Origin of the sequence: Methylobacterium sp. HMF5984, assembly GCF_045033435.1 — a bacterium.
Taxonomy (GTDB): domain Bacteria; phylum Pseudomonadota; class Alphaproteobacteria; order Rhizobiales; family Beijerinckiaceae; genus Methylobacterium.
In genome coordinates this window covers 3,360,699-3,373,480 of the sequence record NZ_JBJFLN010000001.1, presented here as the reverse complement: position 1 = coordinate 3,373,480, position 12,782 = coordinate 3,360,699, and the positions used below count along the sequence as shown (strand labels likewise).

The 12,782-nt window shown below is 71.6% G+C and carries 11 protein-coding genes; all 11 read left to right on the top strand.

The window, feature by feature from the left end:
* Positions 1 to 2: 2 nt before the first annotated feature.
* Entirely contained in the window at positions 3 to 1,565 is a 1,563-nt protein-coding gene (gene bchB / locus ACFZ8E_RS16335; protein ID WP_405043260.1) for a ferredoxin:protochlorophyllide reductase (ATP-dependent) subunit B, read from the top strand.
* The gene (locus ACFZ8E_RS16330; RefSeq protein WP_405043259.1) at positions 1,540 to 5,259 is read left to right on the top strand and encodes a magnesium chelatase subunit H; all 3,720 of its coding nucleotides are present in this window, start codon (positions 1,540 to 1,542) and stop codon (positions 5,257 to 5,259) included. The genes bchB and ACFZ8E_RS16330 overlap by 26 nt, the downstream gene beginning before the upstream one ends.
* Complete coding sequence (bchL, locus tag ACFZ8E_RS16325; protein ID WP_147727570.1) at positions 5,256 to 6,149, top strand: ferredoxin:protochlorophyllide reductase (ATP-dependent) iron-sulfur ATP-binding protein; 894 nt, start codon at positions 5,256 to 5,258, stop codon at positions 6,147 to 6,149. The genes ACFZ8E_RS16330 and bchL overlap by 4 nt, the downstream gene beginning before the upstream one ends.
* Positions 6,150 to 6,160: 11 nt before the next feature.
* Positions 6,161 to 6,868 carry a magnesium protoporphyrin IX methyltransferase gene (bchM, locus tag ACFZ8E_RS16320; protein ID WP_147727571.1) on the top strand — a complete coding sequence of 236 codons (708 nt, stop codon included), beginning with the start codon at positions 6,161 to 6,163 and terminating at the stop codon, positions 6,866 to 6,868.
* Positions 6,865 to 8,295 (top strand): BCD family MFS transporter, encoded by a 1,431-nt coding sequence (locus ACFZ8E_RS16315; protein ID WP_243946973.1) that lies wholly within the window; start codon positions 6,865 to 6,867, stop codon positions 8,293 to 8,295. The genes bchM and ACFZ8E_RS16315 overlap by 4 nt, the downstream gene beginning before the upstream one ends.
* 31 nt (positions 8,296 to 8,326) lie before the next feature.
* On the top strand, positions 8,327 to 9,103 hold the full coding sequence (gene puhA, locus ACFZ8E_RS16310) for a photosynthetic reaction center subunit H (RefSeq protein WP_147728032.1): 777 nt from the start codon (positions 8,327 to 8,329) through the stop codon (positions 9,101 to 9,103).
* Positions 9,100 to 9,801 (top strand): photosynthetic complex putative assembly protein PuhB, encoded by a 702-nt coding sequence (gene puhB / locus ACFZ8E_RS16305; protein WP_243946977.1) that lies wholly within the window; start codon positions 9,100 to 9,102, stop codon positions 9,799 to 9,801. The genes puhA and puhB overlap by 4 nt, the downstream gene beginning before the upstream one ends.
* Positions 9,802 to 10,071: 270 nt before the next feature.
* The gene (gene puhC, locus ACFZ8E_RS16300) at positions 10,072 to 10,545 is read left to right on the top strand and encodes a photosynthetic complex assembly protein PuhC (RefSeq protein WP_147728029.1); all 474 of its coding nucleotides are present in this window, start codon (positions 10,072 to 10,074) and stop codon (positions 10,543 to 10,545) included.
* Positions 10,542 to 10,844 carry a hypothetical protein gene (locus tag ACFZ8E_RS16295; RefSeq protein WP_187273562.1) on the top strand — a complete coding sequence of 101 codons (303 nt, stop codon included), beginning with the start codon at positions 10,542 to 10,544 and terminating at the stop codon, positions 10,842 to 10,844. The genes puhC and ACFZ8E_RS16295 overlap by 4 nt, the downstream gene beginning before the upstream one ends.
* 20 nt (positions 10,845 to 10,864) lie before the next feature.
* A complete protein-coding gene (acsF, locus tag ACFZ8E_RS16290; RefSeq protein ID WP_243946999.1) occupies positions 10,865 to 11,917 on the top strand; it encodes a magnesium-protoporphyrin IX monomethyl ester (oxidative) cyclase in 1,053 nt (350 codons plus the stop codon).
* 10 nt (positions 11,918 to 11,927) lie between these two features.
* On the top strand, positions 11,928 to 12,779 hold the full coding sequence (gene puhE / locus ACFZ8E_RS16285) for a putative photosynthetic complex assembly protein PuhE (protein ID WP_243946979.1): 852 nt from the start codon (positions 11,928 to 11,930) through the stop codon (positions 12,777 to 12,779).
* The last annotated feature ends 3 nt before the right edge of the window (positions 12,780 to 12,782 follow it).

Genomic DNA, 12,782 nt, shown 5'->3' with positions numbered 1-12,782 from the left:
CGATGCAGCTCACCCTCTGGACCTACGAAGGACCGCCGCATATCGGCGCCATGCGGGTCGCCACCGCGATGGCGGGGCTGCACTACGTGCTGCACGCGCCGCAGGGCGACACCTACGCCGACCTGCTGTTCACGATGATCGAGCGGCGCGACGCCCGCCCGCCGGTCACCTACACCACCTTTCAGGCCCGCGACCTCGGTTCCGACACCGCCGAGATCTTCAAGGACGCGGCCGCCGCCGCCTACGAGCGCTTCCGGCCGCAGGCGATGATCGTCGGCGCCTCGTGCACGGCGGAGCTGATCCAGGACGATCCGGGCGGCCTCGCCAAGGCGCTGAACCTGCCGATCCCGGTGATCGCGCTGGAGCTGCCGGCCTACCAGAAGAAGGAGAACTGGGGCGCGTCGGAAACCTTCTACCGGCTGGTCCGCGGGCTTTCCGGCTCGCCGTCCCTGGAGCCGAAGCCGGAGGGCCGGCGCCCGTCCTGCAACATCCTCGGGCCGACGGCGCTGGGCTTCCGCCATCGCGACGACCTCGCCGAGATCACCGGCCTGCTCGGGCGGCTCGGGATCGCCGTCAACGTCGTGGCGCCGATGGGCGCGAACCCGGCCGACCTCGGCCGCCTGAAGGACGCCGACTTCAACGTCGTGCTCTACCCGGAGGTGGCGCGCGCGGCCGCGCAGTATCTGCAGAAGACCTTCGGCCAGCCGATGGTCGAGACGGTGCCGATCGGCGTCGGCGCGACGATCCGCTTCGTCGAGGAGGTCGCGGCTCTGGCCGGAATCGACCCGGCGCCGGTGCTCGCCGGGGCGCCGTCGCGCGCGCCCTGGTATTCGCGCTCGGTCGACTCGACCTACCTCACCGGCAAGCGCGTCTTCATCTTCGGCGACGCCACCCACGCGATCGCCGCCGCCCGCGTCGCGAAGGCCGAGCTCGGGTTCCGGGTCGTCGGCCTCGGCACCTACGGCCGCGAGTTCGCCCGCGAGGTCCGGGCGGAGGCCGCGCTCCACGGCATCGAGGCGCTGATCTCCGACGACTACCTCGACGTCGAGGCGGCGATCCAGGCGGCCGGCCCCGAGCTGGTGCTCGGCACGCAGATGGAGCGTCACATCGCCAAGCGGCTCGGGCTGCCCTGCGCGGTGATCTCGGCGCCGGTCCACGTCCAGGACTTCCCGGCGCGCTACTCGCCGCAGATGGGCTTCGAGGGCGCCAACGTCCTGTTCGACACCTGGGTCCACCCGCTGATGATGGGCCTGGAGGAGCACCTGCTCGGGATGTTCCGCGAGGACCCCGAGTTCAACGACCGCGCCCCGTCCCATCTCGGCGGCAAGGCCCCCGCCGGGGCGCCCGCGCCCGCCCCGCCGGCTCCCGAGCCCGTCACCTCGGTGACGCTCGCCGTCCCGACCGCTCCGACCTGGGCCGTGGAAGCCGAGAAGGAGCTGCGGAAGATCCCGTTCTTCGTCCGAGGAAAAGCCCGCACCAACACGGAAACCTTCGCCAGGGAGCGGGCGCTGCCGCTCATCACCGTCGAGACCTTGTACGATGCCAAAGCGCATTTCGGTCGCTGAACGGCCCGAGCTCCGCATCGTCGTCGTGACGATGGACAACCACATGGCGAGCGCCCTCGAGCGCGCCCGCCTCCGGCTGCGCAGCGAGATGCCCGGCCTCGTCCTCGACTTCCACGCCGCCGCCGAGTGGGACACCGCGCCCGCGAGCCTGTCCGCCTGCAAGGCCGACATCGCCCGGGCCGACATCGTGCTCGCGACGATGCTGTTCATGGACGAGCACGTCCGCGCCGTGCTGCCGGCGCTGCTGGCCCGCCGCCCGCACTGCGACGCGATGATCGGCTGCCTCTCGGCCGGCGAGGTGGTGAAGACCACCCGCCTCAACCGCTTCGACATGGACGGCACCAAGCGCGGCGCCCTTGACTTCCTGAAGAAGCTGCGCGGCAAGCCGGGCGCCCAGGGCAACGGCGCCCGCCAGATGGCGATGATCCGCAAGCTGCCGAAGATCCTGCGCTTCATCCCCGGCTCGGCGCAGGACGTGCGCGCCTACTTCCTCACCCTGCAATACTGGCTCTCGGGCTCGGACGAGAACATCGCCAACCTCGTGCACTTCCTGGTCGGGCGCTACGCCGCCGGCCCGCGCCTCGCCTGGCGCGAGATCGCGGCCGCACCCGCGCCGCTGAGCTATCCCGAGACCGGCCTCTACCACCCGCGCATGAAGGGCCGCATCGGCGAGTCGCTCGCCGCGCTCCCCATGCCCAAGGGGCCTTCGAGCGGCCCTGCGAAGGGTCGGGTCGGCCTGCTGGTGATGCGCTCCTACGTGCTGGCCGGGAACACCGCCCATTACGACGGCGTGATCGCGGCGCTCGAAGGCCGCGGCCTCGCGGTGGTGCCGGCCTTCGCCTCGGGCCTCGACAACCGCCCGGCGGTGGACGCCTTCTTCCGCCGCGACGGCCGGCCGGCCATCGACGCGCTGGTCTCGCTCACCGGGTTCTCGCTGGTCGGCGGGCCCGCGTACAACGACGCCGCGGCGGCCGAGACGGCGCTCGCCGACCTCGACGTGCCCTACCTCGCCGCCCACGCGCTGGAGTTCCAGACCCTGGAGCAGTGGGAGGGCTCCGACCGCGGCCTCTCGCCGGTCGAGGCCACGATGATGGTCGCGATCCCCGAGCTCGACGGCGCCACTGCGCCGATGGTGTTCGGCGGCCGCTCCGGCGCGTCGATGGGCGAGAACGCCCGCGACATGCGCGTTCACCCGGAGCGCGCCGACATGCTCGCCGCCCGCATCGAGCGCCTCGTCGCCCTGCGGCGGACCGCGCGGGCCGCGCGCAAGGTGGCGATCGTGCTGTTCGGCTTCCCGCCGAACGCCGGCTCGATCGGCACGGCGGCGTTCCTGTCGGTGTACCAGTCGCTGCACAACACCCTGACGGCGATGAAGGCGGACGGCTACGACGTCGCGGTGCCCGACACGGTCGACGACCTGCGCAACGCGGTGCTCGCCGGCAACTCCGCCCGCTACGGCACGCCGGCCAACGTCCACCACCGCATCCCCGCCGAGGAGCACGTCCGGCGCGAGCGGCACCTGTCCGAGATCGAGGCGCAGTGGGGGCCCGCGCCGGGGCGCCAGAACAGCAACGGTTCGGCCCTCTTCGTCCTCGGCGCGCAGTTCGGCAACGTCTTCGTCGGCGTGCAGCCCGGCTTCGGCTACGAGGGCGACCCGATGCGCCTGCTGTTCGAGCGCGGCTTCGCGCCGACCCACGCCTTCTCGGCCTTCTACCGCTACCTGCGCGACGACTTCCGCGCCGACGCGGTGCTGCATTTCGGCACCCACGGCGCGCTCGAATTCATGCCCGGCAAGCAGACCGGCCTGTCCGAATCGTGCTGGCCTGAGCGGCTGATCGGGCCGCTGCCGAACGTCTACCTCTACGCCGCCAACAACCCCTCCGAGGGGATGATCGCCAAGCGCCGCTCGGCCGCGACGCTGGTGAGCTACCTGACCCCGAGCCTCGCCCAGGCCGGGCTGTACCGTGGGCTGATCGACCTCAAGGCCTCGATCGAGCGCTGGCGCGCCCTGGAGCCGGAGGCGGAAGCCGAGCGCCGCGACCTCGGCCAGCTCGTCCAGGCGCAGGCCGCCGCCCTCGACCTCGCGCCGGCCGAGCCGGCCTGGGACGACCTCGCCGCCCGCATCCAGGCGCTGGGCCAGGCGGTGCACGAGCTGGAGCACACCCTGATCCCGCACGGGATGCACGTGGTGGGGCAGGGCACGCCGGCCGAGGAGCGGGTCGACCTGCTGCTGGCATTGGCCGAAGCCTCCGCCGGCCTCGTGCCGGAACGGGCCGGGATCGCGGCGCTCGTGGCGGGCGAGGGGGTCGACGCGGCGCTCACCGCCGCGGGCCTGCCCCTCGACGAGACCCACCGCGCCGCCTTCCGGTCGCTGGCCGAGACCGACGCGCTGCTCGCCCGCGACCACGAGGTCGCCGGCCTGCTCAAGGCGCTGGACGGGCGCTTCATCGCGCCGGTGGCCGGCGGCGACCTGCTGCGCAACCCGGCCGTGCTGCCGACGGGACGCAACCTGCACGGCTTCGATCCCTACCGCCTGCCCTCGGCCTTCGCGGTCGCCGACGGCGCGCGGCAGGTCGCCCGGATCCTCGCCCGTCACCGCGACGAGGGCGCGGCCCTGCCCGAGAGCGTCGCCCTGGTGCTGTGGGGGACCGACAACCTCAAGAGCGAGGGCGGCCCGATCGCCCAGGCCCTGGCGCTCATCGGCGCGGCGCCGCGCTTCGACGGCTACGGCCGGCTCTGCGGCGCGACCCTGATCCCGCTGGAGACGCTCGGCCGCCCGCGCATCGACGTGGTCGTCACCCTGTCCGGCATCTTTCGCGACCTGCTGCCGCTCCAGACGAAGCTCCTCGCCGAAGCCTCCTACCTCGCCGCCACCGCCGACGAGCCGGTGGAGCGCAACTTCGTCCGCAAGCACGCCCTCGCGCATCAGGCCGAGCACGGCATCGACCTCGAGACCGCGGCGCTGCGGGTGTTCTCGAACGCCGAGGGCACCTACGGCGCCAACGTCAACGGGCTGGTCGAGTCCGGCCGCTGGGAGGACGAGGACGAGATCGCCGAGACCTTCTCGCGCCGCAAGAGCTTCGCCTACGGCCGCACCGGCCAGCCGGCGCCGCAGCGCGCGCTGATGCGCAGCGTGCTGGCCAAGGTCGACCTCGCCTACCAGAACCTCGATTCGGTCGAGGTCGGGGTCACGAGCGTCGACCACTACTTCGACGGGCTCGGCGGCATGGGCCGGGCGGTGGCCGAGGCCCGCGGCGCCGCGGTGCCGATCTTCATCAGCGACCAGACCCGCGGCGAAGGCACCGTGCGCTCGCTCTCCGAGCAGGTCTCGCTCGAGACCCGGACCCGCATGCTCAACCCGAAATGGACCGAGGGCATGCTCGGGCACGGCTACGAGGGCGTGCGCCAGATCGAGGCGCACCTCACCAACACCATGGGCTGGTCGGCCACGAGCGACGGCGTCGCGCCCTGGATCTACCAGCGCATCACCGAGACCTACGTCCTCGACCCCGCCATGCGCGCGCGCATGGCCGCCCTCAACCCCACCGCCTCGGCCAAGGTCGCGCACCGGCTGATCGAGGCGCACCAGCGCGGCTTCTGGACTCCCGATGCGGCGACGCGCGACGCGCTCGCCCGCGCCGAGGAGGAGCTCGAGGACCGTCTCGAAGGCATCACCGCGGAGGTTGCGGCATGAACATCGCGATTCGAAACCCCGTCGCCGCCCGCCGCGAGCCGGAAGGCAGCGTCCAGGTCTCGCTGGACGTCGCCATCGGCACGACGGCGAAGGTCTTCGCGGTCTACGGCAAGGGCGGCATCGGCAAGTCGACGACCTCGTCGAACCTGTCGGTCGCCTTCTCGAAGCTCGGCAAGCGGGTGCTGCAGATCGGCTGCGACCCGAAGCACGACTCGACCTTCACCCTCACCAAGCGCCTGGCGCCCACCGTGATCGATGCGCTGGAGGCGGTGCAGTTCCACTCCGAGGAGCTGCGCGTCGAGGACTTCGTCGCCGAGGGCTACAACGGCGTGATGTGCGTCGAGGCCGGCGGGCCGCCGGCCGGCACCGGCTGCGGCGGCTACGTCGTCGGCCAGACGGTGAAGCTCCTCAAGGAGCATCACCTCTTGGAGGACACCGACGTGGTGATCTTCGACGTGCTCGGCGACGTGGTCTGCGGCGGCTTCGCCTCGCCGCTCCAGCACGCCGAACAGGCGCTGGTCGTCACCGCCAACGACTTCGACTCGATCTTCGCGATGAACCGCATCGTCGCCGCGATCCACGCCAAGGCGAAGAACTACCCCGTGCGGCTCGGCGGCGTCATCGCCAACCGCTCGGCCAAGACCGACGAGATCGACCGCTTCAACGCCGCCGTCGGCCTGGAGCGCATCGCCCACTTCCCCGACCTCGACGTCGTGCGGCGCTCGCGCCTGAAGAAGTCGACCCTGTTCGAGATGGACGAGACGCCGGAGCTGGAGGCCGTGAAGGCTGAGTACATGCGGCTGGCCGCCTACCTCTACGCCGGCGGCAAGCCGCTCTCCGCGATCCCGATGAAGGACCGCGACCTCTTCGAGTTCCTGGGATTTGATTGAGGGTTCTCGTGATGACCAGCGCATCCTACGCCGAGCGCCGCTCGCAGCTCACCACCTACTTCGACCGCACCGCGGTCGAGGCCTGGGCGCGGCTCACCTCCGACGCACCGGTCTCGAAGATCCGCGCGACGGTGCGGGCGGGCCGCGACACGATGCGGGCTCAGCTTCTGTCCTGGCTGCCCGACGACCTGACCGGCCGGCGCATCCTCGATGCCGGCTGCGGCACCGGGGCGCTCAGCCTGGAGGCCGCGCGCCGCGGCGCCGAGGTCGTCGCCATCGACGTGTCGGCGACGCTGGTCGGCCTCGCGGCCGAGCGCGCCGGGCCGATCGCGGGCGGCGGGTCGATCGACTTCCGGGTCGGCGACATGCTCGATCCGAGCCTCGGCCGCTTCGACCACGTCGTGGCGATGGATTCGCTGATCCATTACGGCGCCGCCGACATCGCCCGGGCGCTCGCCGCGCTCGGCGCGCGCACGGACGGGTCGGTGGTGTTCACGGTGGCGCCCCGCACCGCCCTGCTCACCGCGATGCACGCCGCCGGCACGCTGTTCCCGAGGGCCGACCGGGCGCCGGCGATCGTGCCGATCACGCTGGGCGCGCTGGCCAAGCGGATCGGCCGGGAGCCGGCGCTGGCCGAGTTCGCGCTGACGCGCACGCAGCGCGTCAACAGCGGCTTCTACCTCTCGAACGCGATCGAGCTGGCGCGGGGCCGCCGATGAAGCTCGGCCTCCGCCTGATCCGGCACGTCGCGGCCCTCGGACCGTCGATCCTCCCCTTCGCCGACGCGGCGACGAAGGAGCTGCCGCTCGGGCGGCTGATGCGGCTGTCGCTGTTCCAGGTCACCGTCGGCATGGCCGCGGTGCTGCTGATCGGCACGCTCAACCGCGTCATGATCGTGGAGCTGGAGGTGCCGGCCTGGGTCGTCGCGCTGATGCTGTCCCTGCCGCTGATCTTCGCCCCCTTGCGGGCGCTGATCGGCTTCCGCTCGGACACGCACCGGTCGGTGCTCGGCTGGCGCCGCGTCCCCTACATCTGGTTCGGCACGCTGCTGCAGTTCGGCGGGCTCGCCATCATGCCGTTCGCGCTGCTGCTGCTGTCGGGCGACACCACCGGCCCGATGTGGGCCGGGCAGGTCGCCGCCGCGCTCGCCTTCGTCCTGGTCGGCGCCGGCCTCCACACCACGCAGACGGTGGGGCTCGCCCTCGCCACCGACCTCGCACCGGCCCATGCAAGGCCCAAGGTCGTCGCGCTGCTCTGCGTCATGCTGCTCGTCGGGATGATGGTCAGCGCGGTCGCCTTCGGCCTGCTGCTCGCCGACTTCTCGAAGGTGCGGCTGATCCAGGTGATCCAGGGCACGGCCCTCGTCACCATCGTGCTCAACGGGCTGGCCCTGTGGAAGCAGGAGGCGCGCGACCCCGACCGCGCCCGCGACGCGGCGCAGCCGAGCTTCTCCGAATCCTGGGCGGCCTATGCGGGGCAGGGGCTGGCGCGGCGCCGCCTCGTCGCCACCGGGCTCGGCACCGCCGCCTTCTCGATGCAGGACATCCTGCTGGAACCCTATGGCGGGCAGATCCTGCACCTCTCGGTCGGCGCGACCACGGCGCTGACCGCGATGCTGGCGGCCGGCGGCGGCCTCGGGCTGCTGGCGGCGGCGCGCTGGCTCAACCGGGGCGGCGACCCGTTCCGGGTTGCGGCGGCGGGTGCCGTGATCGGCATCCTTGCCTTTTCCTGCGTCGTGTTCGCGGCCCCGCTCGGCTCGACGCAGGTCTTCGCGGCCGGCGTCAGCCTGATCGGCTGCGGCGGCGGCCTGTTCGCCCACGGCACGCTCACCGCCTCCATGGCGAAGGCCGGGCCGGAGGATACCGGGCTCGCGCTCGGCGCCTGGGGCGCGGTCCAGGCGTCGGCGGCCGGCCTCGCCATCGCCGGCAGCGGCATCGTGCGGGACGTCGGCTCGGCGCTCGCCGTCTCGGGGGCGCTCGGCGAGGGCATGAGCGATCCCTCGATCGGCTACCTCGTCGTCTACCACATCGAGATCGCGCTGCTGTTCGCGACGCTGGTCGCGATCGGCCCGCTGGTCCGGGACCGCAGCCCGCAACCGGCGGCGCGGGGCAGGCCCCGCGTCGCCCTGTCCACCTCCTCCACCTGAAGCTCGGGAGATCGCCATGCCACCAGGAGCACTGCCCACGGGAGCACTCACCGGCTACGTCGACGTCGCGCAGATCGTCCTGTACGCCTTCTTCCTGTTCTTCTTCGGCCTGGTCTTCTGGCTCCGGCGCGAGGACCGGCGCGAGGGCTATCCCCTCGAGGCCGAGGTGACGGGCACCCTCAAGCGCCCCGACCCGATCCTGATCCCGACGCCGAAGCTGTTCCACCTCGCCGACGGCAAGATCAAGCAGGCGCCGCAGGCCGACACCAGGCCCGACCGCAACTACCTCGGCAGCAAGCGCGAGCCCTGGCCGGGCGCCCCGCTGGAGCCGACCGGCGCCGACCCGATGTTCGCCCATGTCGGCCCCGGCTCCTGGGTCAGCCGCGACGACGCGTTCGACCACACCTTCGACGGCCAGAAGCGGATCGTCCCCTTGCGGGTCGCGACGCATTTCATGGTCCACGAGGACGGCCCCAACCCGATCGGCATGAGCGTGTTCGGCGCCGACAGCCAGATCGCCGGAACGGTGTCCGACATCTGGGTCGACCGCGGCGAAAGCTTCGCCCGCTACTACGAGGTCGATCTCGGCGCCGGCGGACGCCGCGTGCTGATGCCGGTCACCTTCTGCCGCACGGGGCGGTTCTCGCGCACCGTGAAGACTGAGGCGCTGCTCGCCCGGCAGTTCTCGGACATCCCGCCCCACGCCGACCCCGACGCGGTGACCCTCCTCGAGGAGGAGAAGATCATCGCCTATTTCGGCGCCGGCACCCTGTACGCCACGCCCCAGCGCGCGGAGACCCTGCTATGAGCGGCCGCCGGACCCACGATACGCCCTCGGACGACACCGTCCGCGACGACCGGATCCCCGAGGGCCTGCCCGAGGCGCTGCCGCCGGGCGAGCACATCCTGTGGCAGGGCCGGCCGACCGCCTTCGGCATGGCCGCCCGCCCGATGCACGGCGGGTTCGTGGTGCTGTGGTTCGGCGTGCTGGCCGCCTGGACCATCCTGCCGGCGGCCCTCGACGGCGCGGTGCTGGCGGGCCTCGAAGCCTCGTGGCCGACCTTCGCCGCCTGCGCCGCCGCGCTGGCCGTCGTCGGCGGCCTCGGCTGGCTCGCCTCCTGGACCACGACCTACACCATCACGAACCACCGCGTGGTGATGCGGATCGGCATCGCGCTGCCGGTCACCTTCAACCTGCCGCTCGCGCAGGTGGAGGATGCCGCCCTGCACAGCTTCGCCGACGGCACCGGCGACCTGCCGCTCCGGCTGAGCGCCGGCACCCGCGTCGCCTACCTGCACCTGTGGCCGCATGCCCGCCCCTGGCGCGTGACCGAGCCGCAGCCGATGCTCCGCTCCGTCCCGAACGCAGGCGAGGTGGCCGCCATCCTCGCCCGGGCGATCGTCGCGGCGCGGGCGCCCGAGGAAGAGTCCGCGCTGCCGCTGCTCGTCGCCCGCCCGCAGAACGCGGCGCGCAAGCCGCGCCTCGTCGCCGTCGGAGCGCGCTGACCGGCCCGAGCCTCCGCGGAGCCGCGCGGACGAGACATCACCCCGCCCGTCCCGGCCGAACCGCCGGGGCGGGCGTTCGCTTTTCGCAAAAAAGTCTTTCGCGAACAGGACTTTGCCGGCCCCCTCGAAAAACCCGCCCGAAAAATCCAAAATGAGGATTGTCAAGCGTGCTTGACACCGGTTAACGTGAAGCCAAGGAAACGGCGACGTGGCCGGACACCGAGCGGTGCCGCCCCGACGACCGGTCCGGGCAGACGGTGAGGGAAGCCGATGGGCGAGGTGGCGGAGGGCGGGCCGATCCCGGCGCTCGCACTGATCGGAGCCGGGGCGCTCCTCGGCTTCACCATGCTGGCGGTGGTGGTCGGGCGCACCGAGCGGATCGGCCTCAGCGGAAACCCCGGCGGGAATCCCGTCGCCTCCGTCGCCCTGCGCGTGCTGGACCGCCCGGACGGGTCGATCCGGATCGAGGACGCCGCCGATGCGCGGCTGATCGAGACCATCGAGCCCGGCCAGGACAACTTCGTCCGCGCGACCCTGCGCAGCTTCGGCCAGTCCCGCCTGCGCGCCGGCCTGACCCCGGCCGAGCCGTTCCGCCTGACCCGCTACGACGACGGCTCGCTCGCCCTGATCGACGAGACCACGGGGCGCAGCGTCAACATGGGCGCCTTCGGCCCGACCAACGCGCTCGCCTTCGCCAAGCTCCTACCCGGCAACGCCCTTCCCGACGTGAGCGTCCCGCGATGATCGGATTCCTGAACGGCCGCCGCACGGTCGAGGTGCCCTGCACCGTCGAGATCGAGCAGACCCCCGAGAGCCTGCACGCCCATGTCAGCCTCGACGCCGACTTCGAGATCGAGCCCGGCGACGAGGTGCAGGTCCACGACGCGCCGACCTCGGTGCCCTACGGCGAGCGCCTCGTCGTCCGCCGCACCGCGACGGTGACGCGGGCCGGCCGGATCGAGCGGCTCTGGACCAAGCTCGCCGGCCATCTCGAGCTGACCGAGCTCTACGAAGTCAGCTTCAGCGAGAGGAGGAAGCTTTGAACGCTCCCGTCAGGCATCCGCTGCCCACCCGCCCGGTCAACGAATCGACCAAGTCCGCGCAGGAGACGACCTTCCTCAGCCCGCGCTTCTACACCACCGATTTCGCGGAGCTCGACCGCACGAACGTCGAACCGGTCCGGGCCGAGTGGGACGTGCTGATCGAGGAGCTGCGCTCCGACCCGAACAAGCGCCACTTCACCCGCAACGCCGACTTCGACTGCGACCTGTCGCAGATGGAGCCCGAACTCCGGAAGGAGTTCCTCGACTTCCTGGTCTCGTCGATCACCGCCGAGTTCTCGGGCTGCGTCCTCTACGCCGAGATGCGCAAGCGCGCCAAGAACAAGGACATCAAGGAGCTGTTCGGCTTCATGAGCCGCGACGAGGCGCGCCACGCTGGCTTCATCAACGACACGCTGAAGGATTTCGGCATCGGCGTCGATCTGGGCTTCCTGACGAAGTCGAAGAAGTACACGTTCTTCCGCCCGAAGTTCATCTTCTACGCAACCTACCTGTCCGAGAAGATCGGCTACGCGCGCTACATCACCATCTTCCGCGAGCTGGAGAAGCACCCCGAGCGGCGCATCCACCCGATCTTCAAGTGGTTCGAGAAGTGGTGCAACGACGAGTTCCGCCACGGCGAGGCCTTCGCGCTGCTGATGCGCGCCAACCCGAAGCTGACGCAGGGGCTGAACCGCTACTGGATCAAGTTCTTCCTGCTGGCGGTGTTCGCGACGATGTACGTCCGCGACCATTGCCGGCCGGCCTTCCACGCCGCCCTCGGGGTCGACCCGTCCGAGTACGACTTCACGGTCTTCCGCATCACCTCCGAGATCTCGAAGCAGACCTTCCCGCTGACGCTCGACCTCGACAACCCGAAGTTCAAGCAGCGGCTCGACACCCTGCTCGACTGCTCGGTGAAGATCGCCGAGGCGCGGGCGCAGGGCGGCGTCGCCGGCACGCTGAAGCGTGGCGTACAGGTGGCGCGGGCCGCGATCACCTTCGGCAGGCTCTACCTGTTGCCGACCCTCGACAACGCGATGCCCGCCGACATCCGCCTCGAGCCGGTGTGGTAGCGGGCCGGCGATGTCGCCCTACGCCGTCCCGGCCCTCTATGCGGTGGCGATCTGGTGGTTCTCCACCGGGGTGATCATCCTGCTCGACCATCTGCCGCGCCGCACCTTCCCGTGGAGCATGGCCGCCGGCACCGCGGTGCTGCTGGCGGCGCTCTACGCGATCGGCACGAGCGCCGGCGATGTGACCGAGACGGGGGCCTACACCGCCTTCACCGGCGCGCTGCTGGTCTGGGGCTGGCAGGAGATGAGCTACTACATGGGCTTCGTCACCGGCCCGCGGCCGGAGGCCTGCCGGCCCGGCGCCCGCGGCGTCGAGAAGTTCCGGGCGGCGGTGGCGACGAGCCTGTGGCACGAATTCGCCATCGTTCTCGGCGCGCTGGCGATCCTGGCGCTCACCTGGAACACCCCGCAAAGATTGGCCCTGTGGACCTACTGCGTGCTGTGGGGGATGAACCTTAGCGCCCGGCTCAACCTGTTCCTCGGGGTGCGCAACCTCAACGCCGAGTTCCTGCCCGACCATCTGGCCTATCTCGGCTGCTACCTGACGAAGCGGCCGATGAACCTGCTGTTCCCGGTGTCGGTCAGCGTCGCCACCGTGATCGTCGTGCTGCTCGGCCAGGCGGCGCTCGCCGAGCCGATCACGCCGCACGCGATGGTCGGCTTCACCATCCTCACCACGCTGATGGGCCTGGCGACCCTCGAGCACTGGTTCCTGATGCTGCCGCTCCCCGCGGCCGCCCTCTGGAACTGGAGCCTCCCGCCGAAGGTCGCGGCCGTCCCGACAAAGGTGAAGCTCGCGGCCTCCGCCGCGGCCGGACCGACACAGGCGCCGGCCGAGCCGGCCCGGCGCGACGCAGCCTGACGC

Excerpts from the sequence above, each read along its gene's own strand:
- ACFZ8E_RS16295 (WP_187273562.1), top strand. The coding sequence starts at position 10,542 with ATGATCGGATTCCTGAACGGCCGCCGCACGGTCGAGGTGCCCTGCACC.
- bchL (WP_147727570.1), top strand. The coding sequence starts at position 5,256 with ATGAACATCGCGATTCGAAACCCCGTCGCCGCCCGCCGCGAGCCGGAA.
- bchM (WP_147727571.1), top strand. The coding sequence starts at position 6,161 with ATGACCAGCGCATCCTACGCCGAGCGCCGCTCGCAGCTCACCACCTAC.
- ACFZ8E_RS16330 (WP_405043259.1), top strand. The coding sequence starts at position 1,540 with ATGCCAAAGCGCATTTCGGTCGCTGAACGGCCCGAGCTCCGCATCGTC.
- ACFZ8E_RS16315 (WP_243946973.1), top strand. The coding sequence starts at position 6,865 with ATGAAGCTCGGCCTCCGCCTGATCCGGCACGTCGCGGCCCTCGGACCG.
- puhC (WP_147728029.1), top strand. The coding sequence starts at position 10,072 with ATGGGCGAGGTGGCGGAGGGCGGGCCGATCCCGGCGCTCGCACTGATC.
- puhB (WP_243946977.1), top strand. The coding sequence starts at position 9,100 with ATGAGCGGCCGCCGGACCCACGATACGCCCTCGGACGACACCGTCCGC.
- puhE (WP_243946979.1), top strand. The coding sequence starts at position 11,928 with ATGTCGCCCTACGCCGTCCCGGCCCTCTATGCGGTGGCGATCTGGTGG.
- bchB (WP_405043260.1), top strand. The coding sequence starts at position 3 with ATGCAGCTCACCCTCTGGACCTACGAAGGACCGCCGCATATCGGCGCC.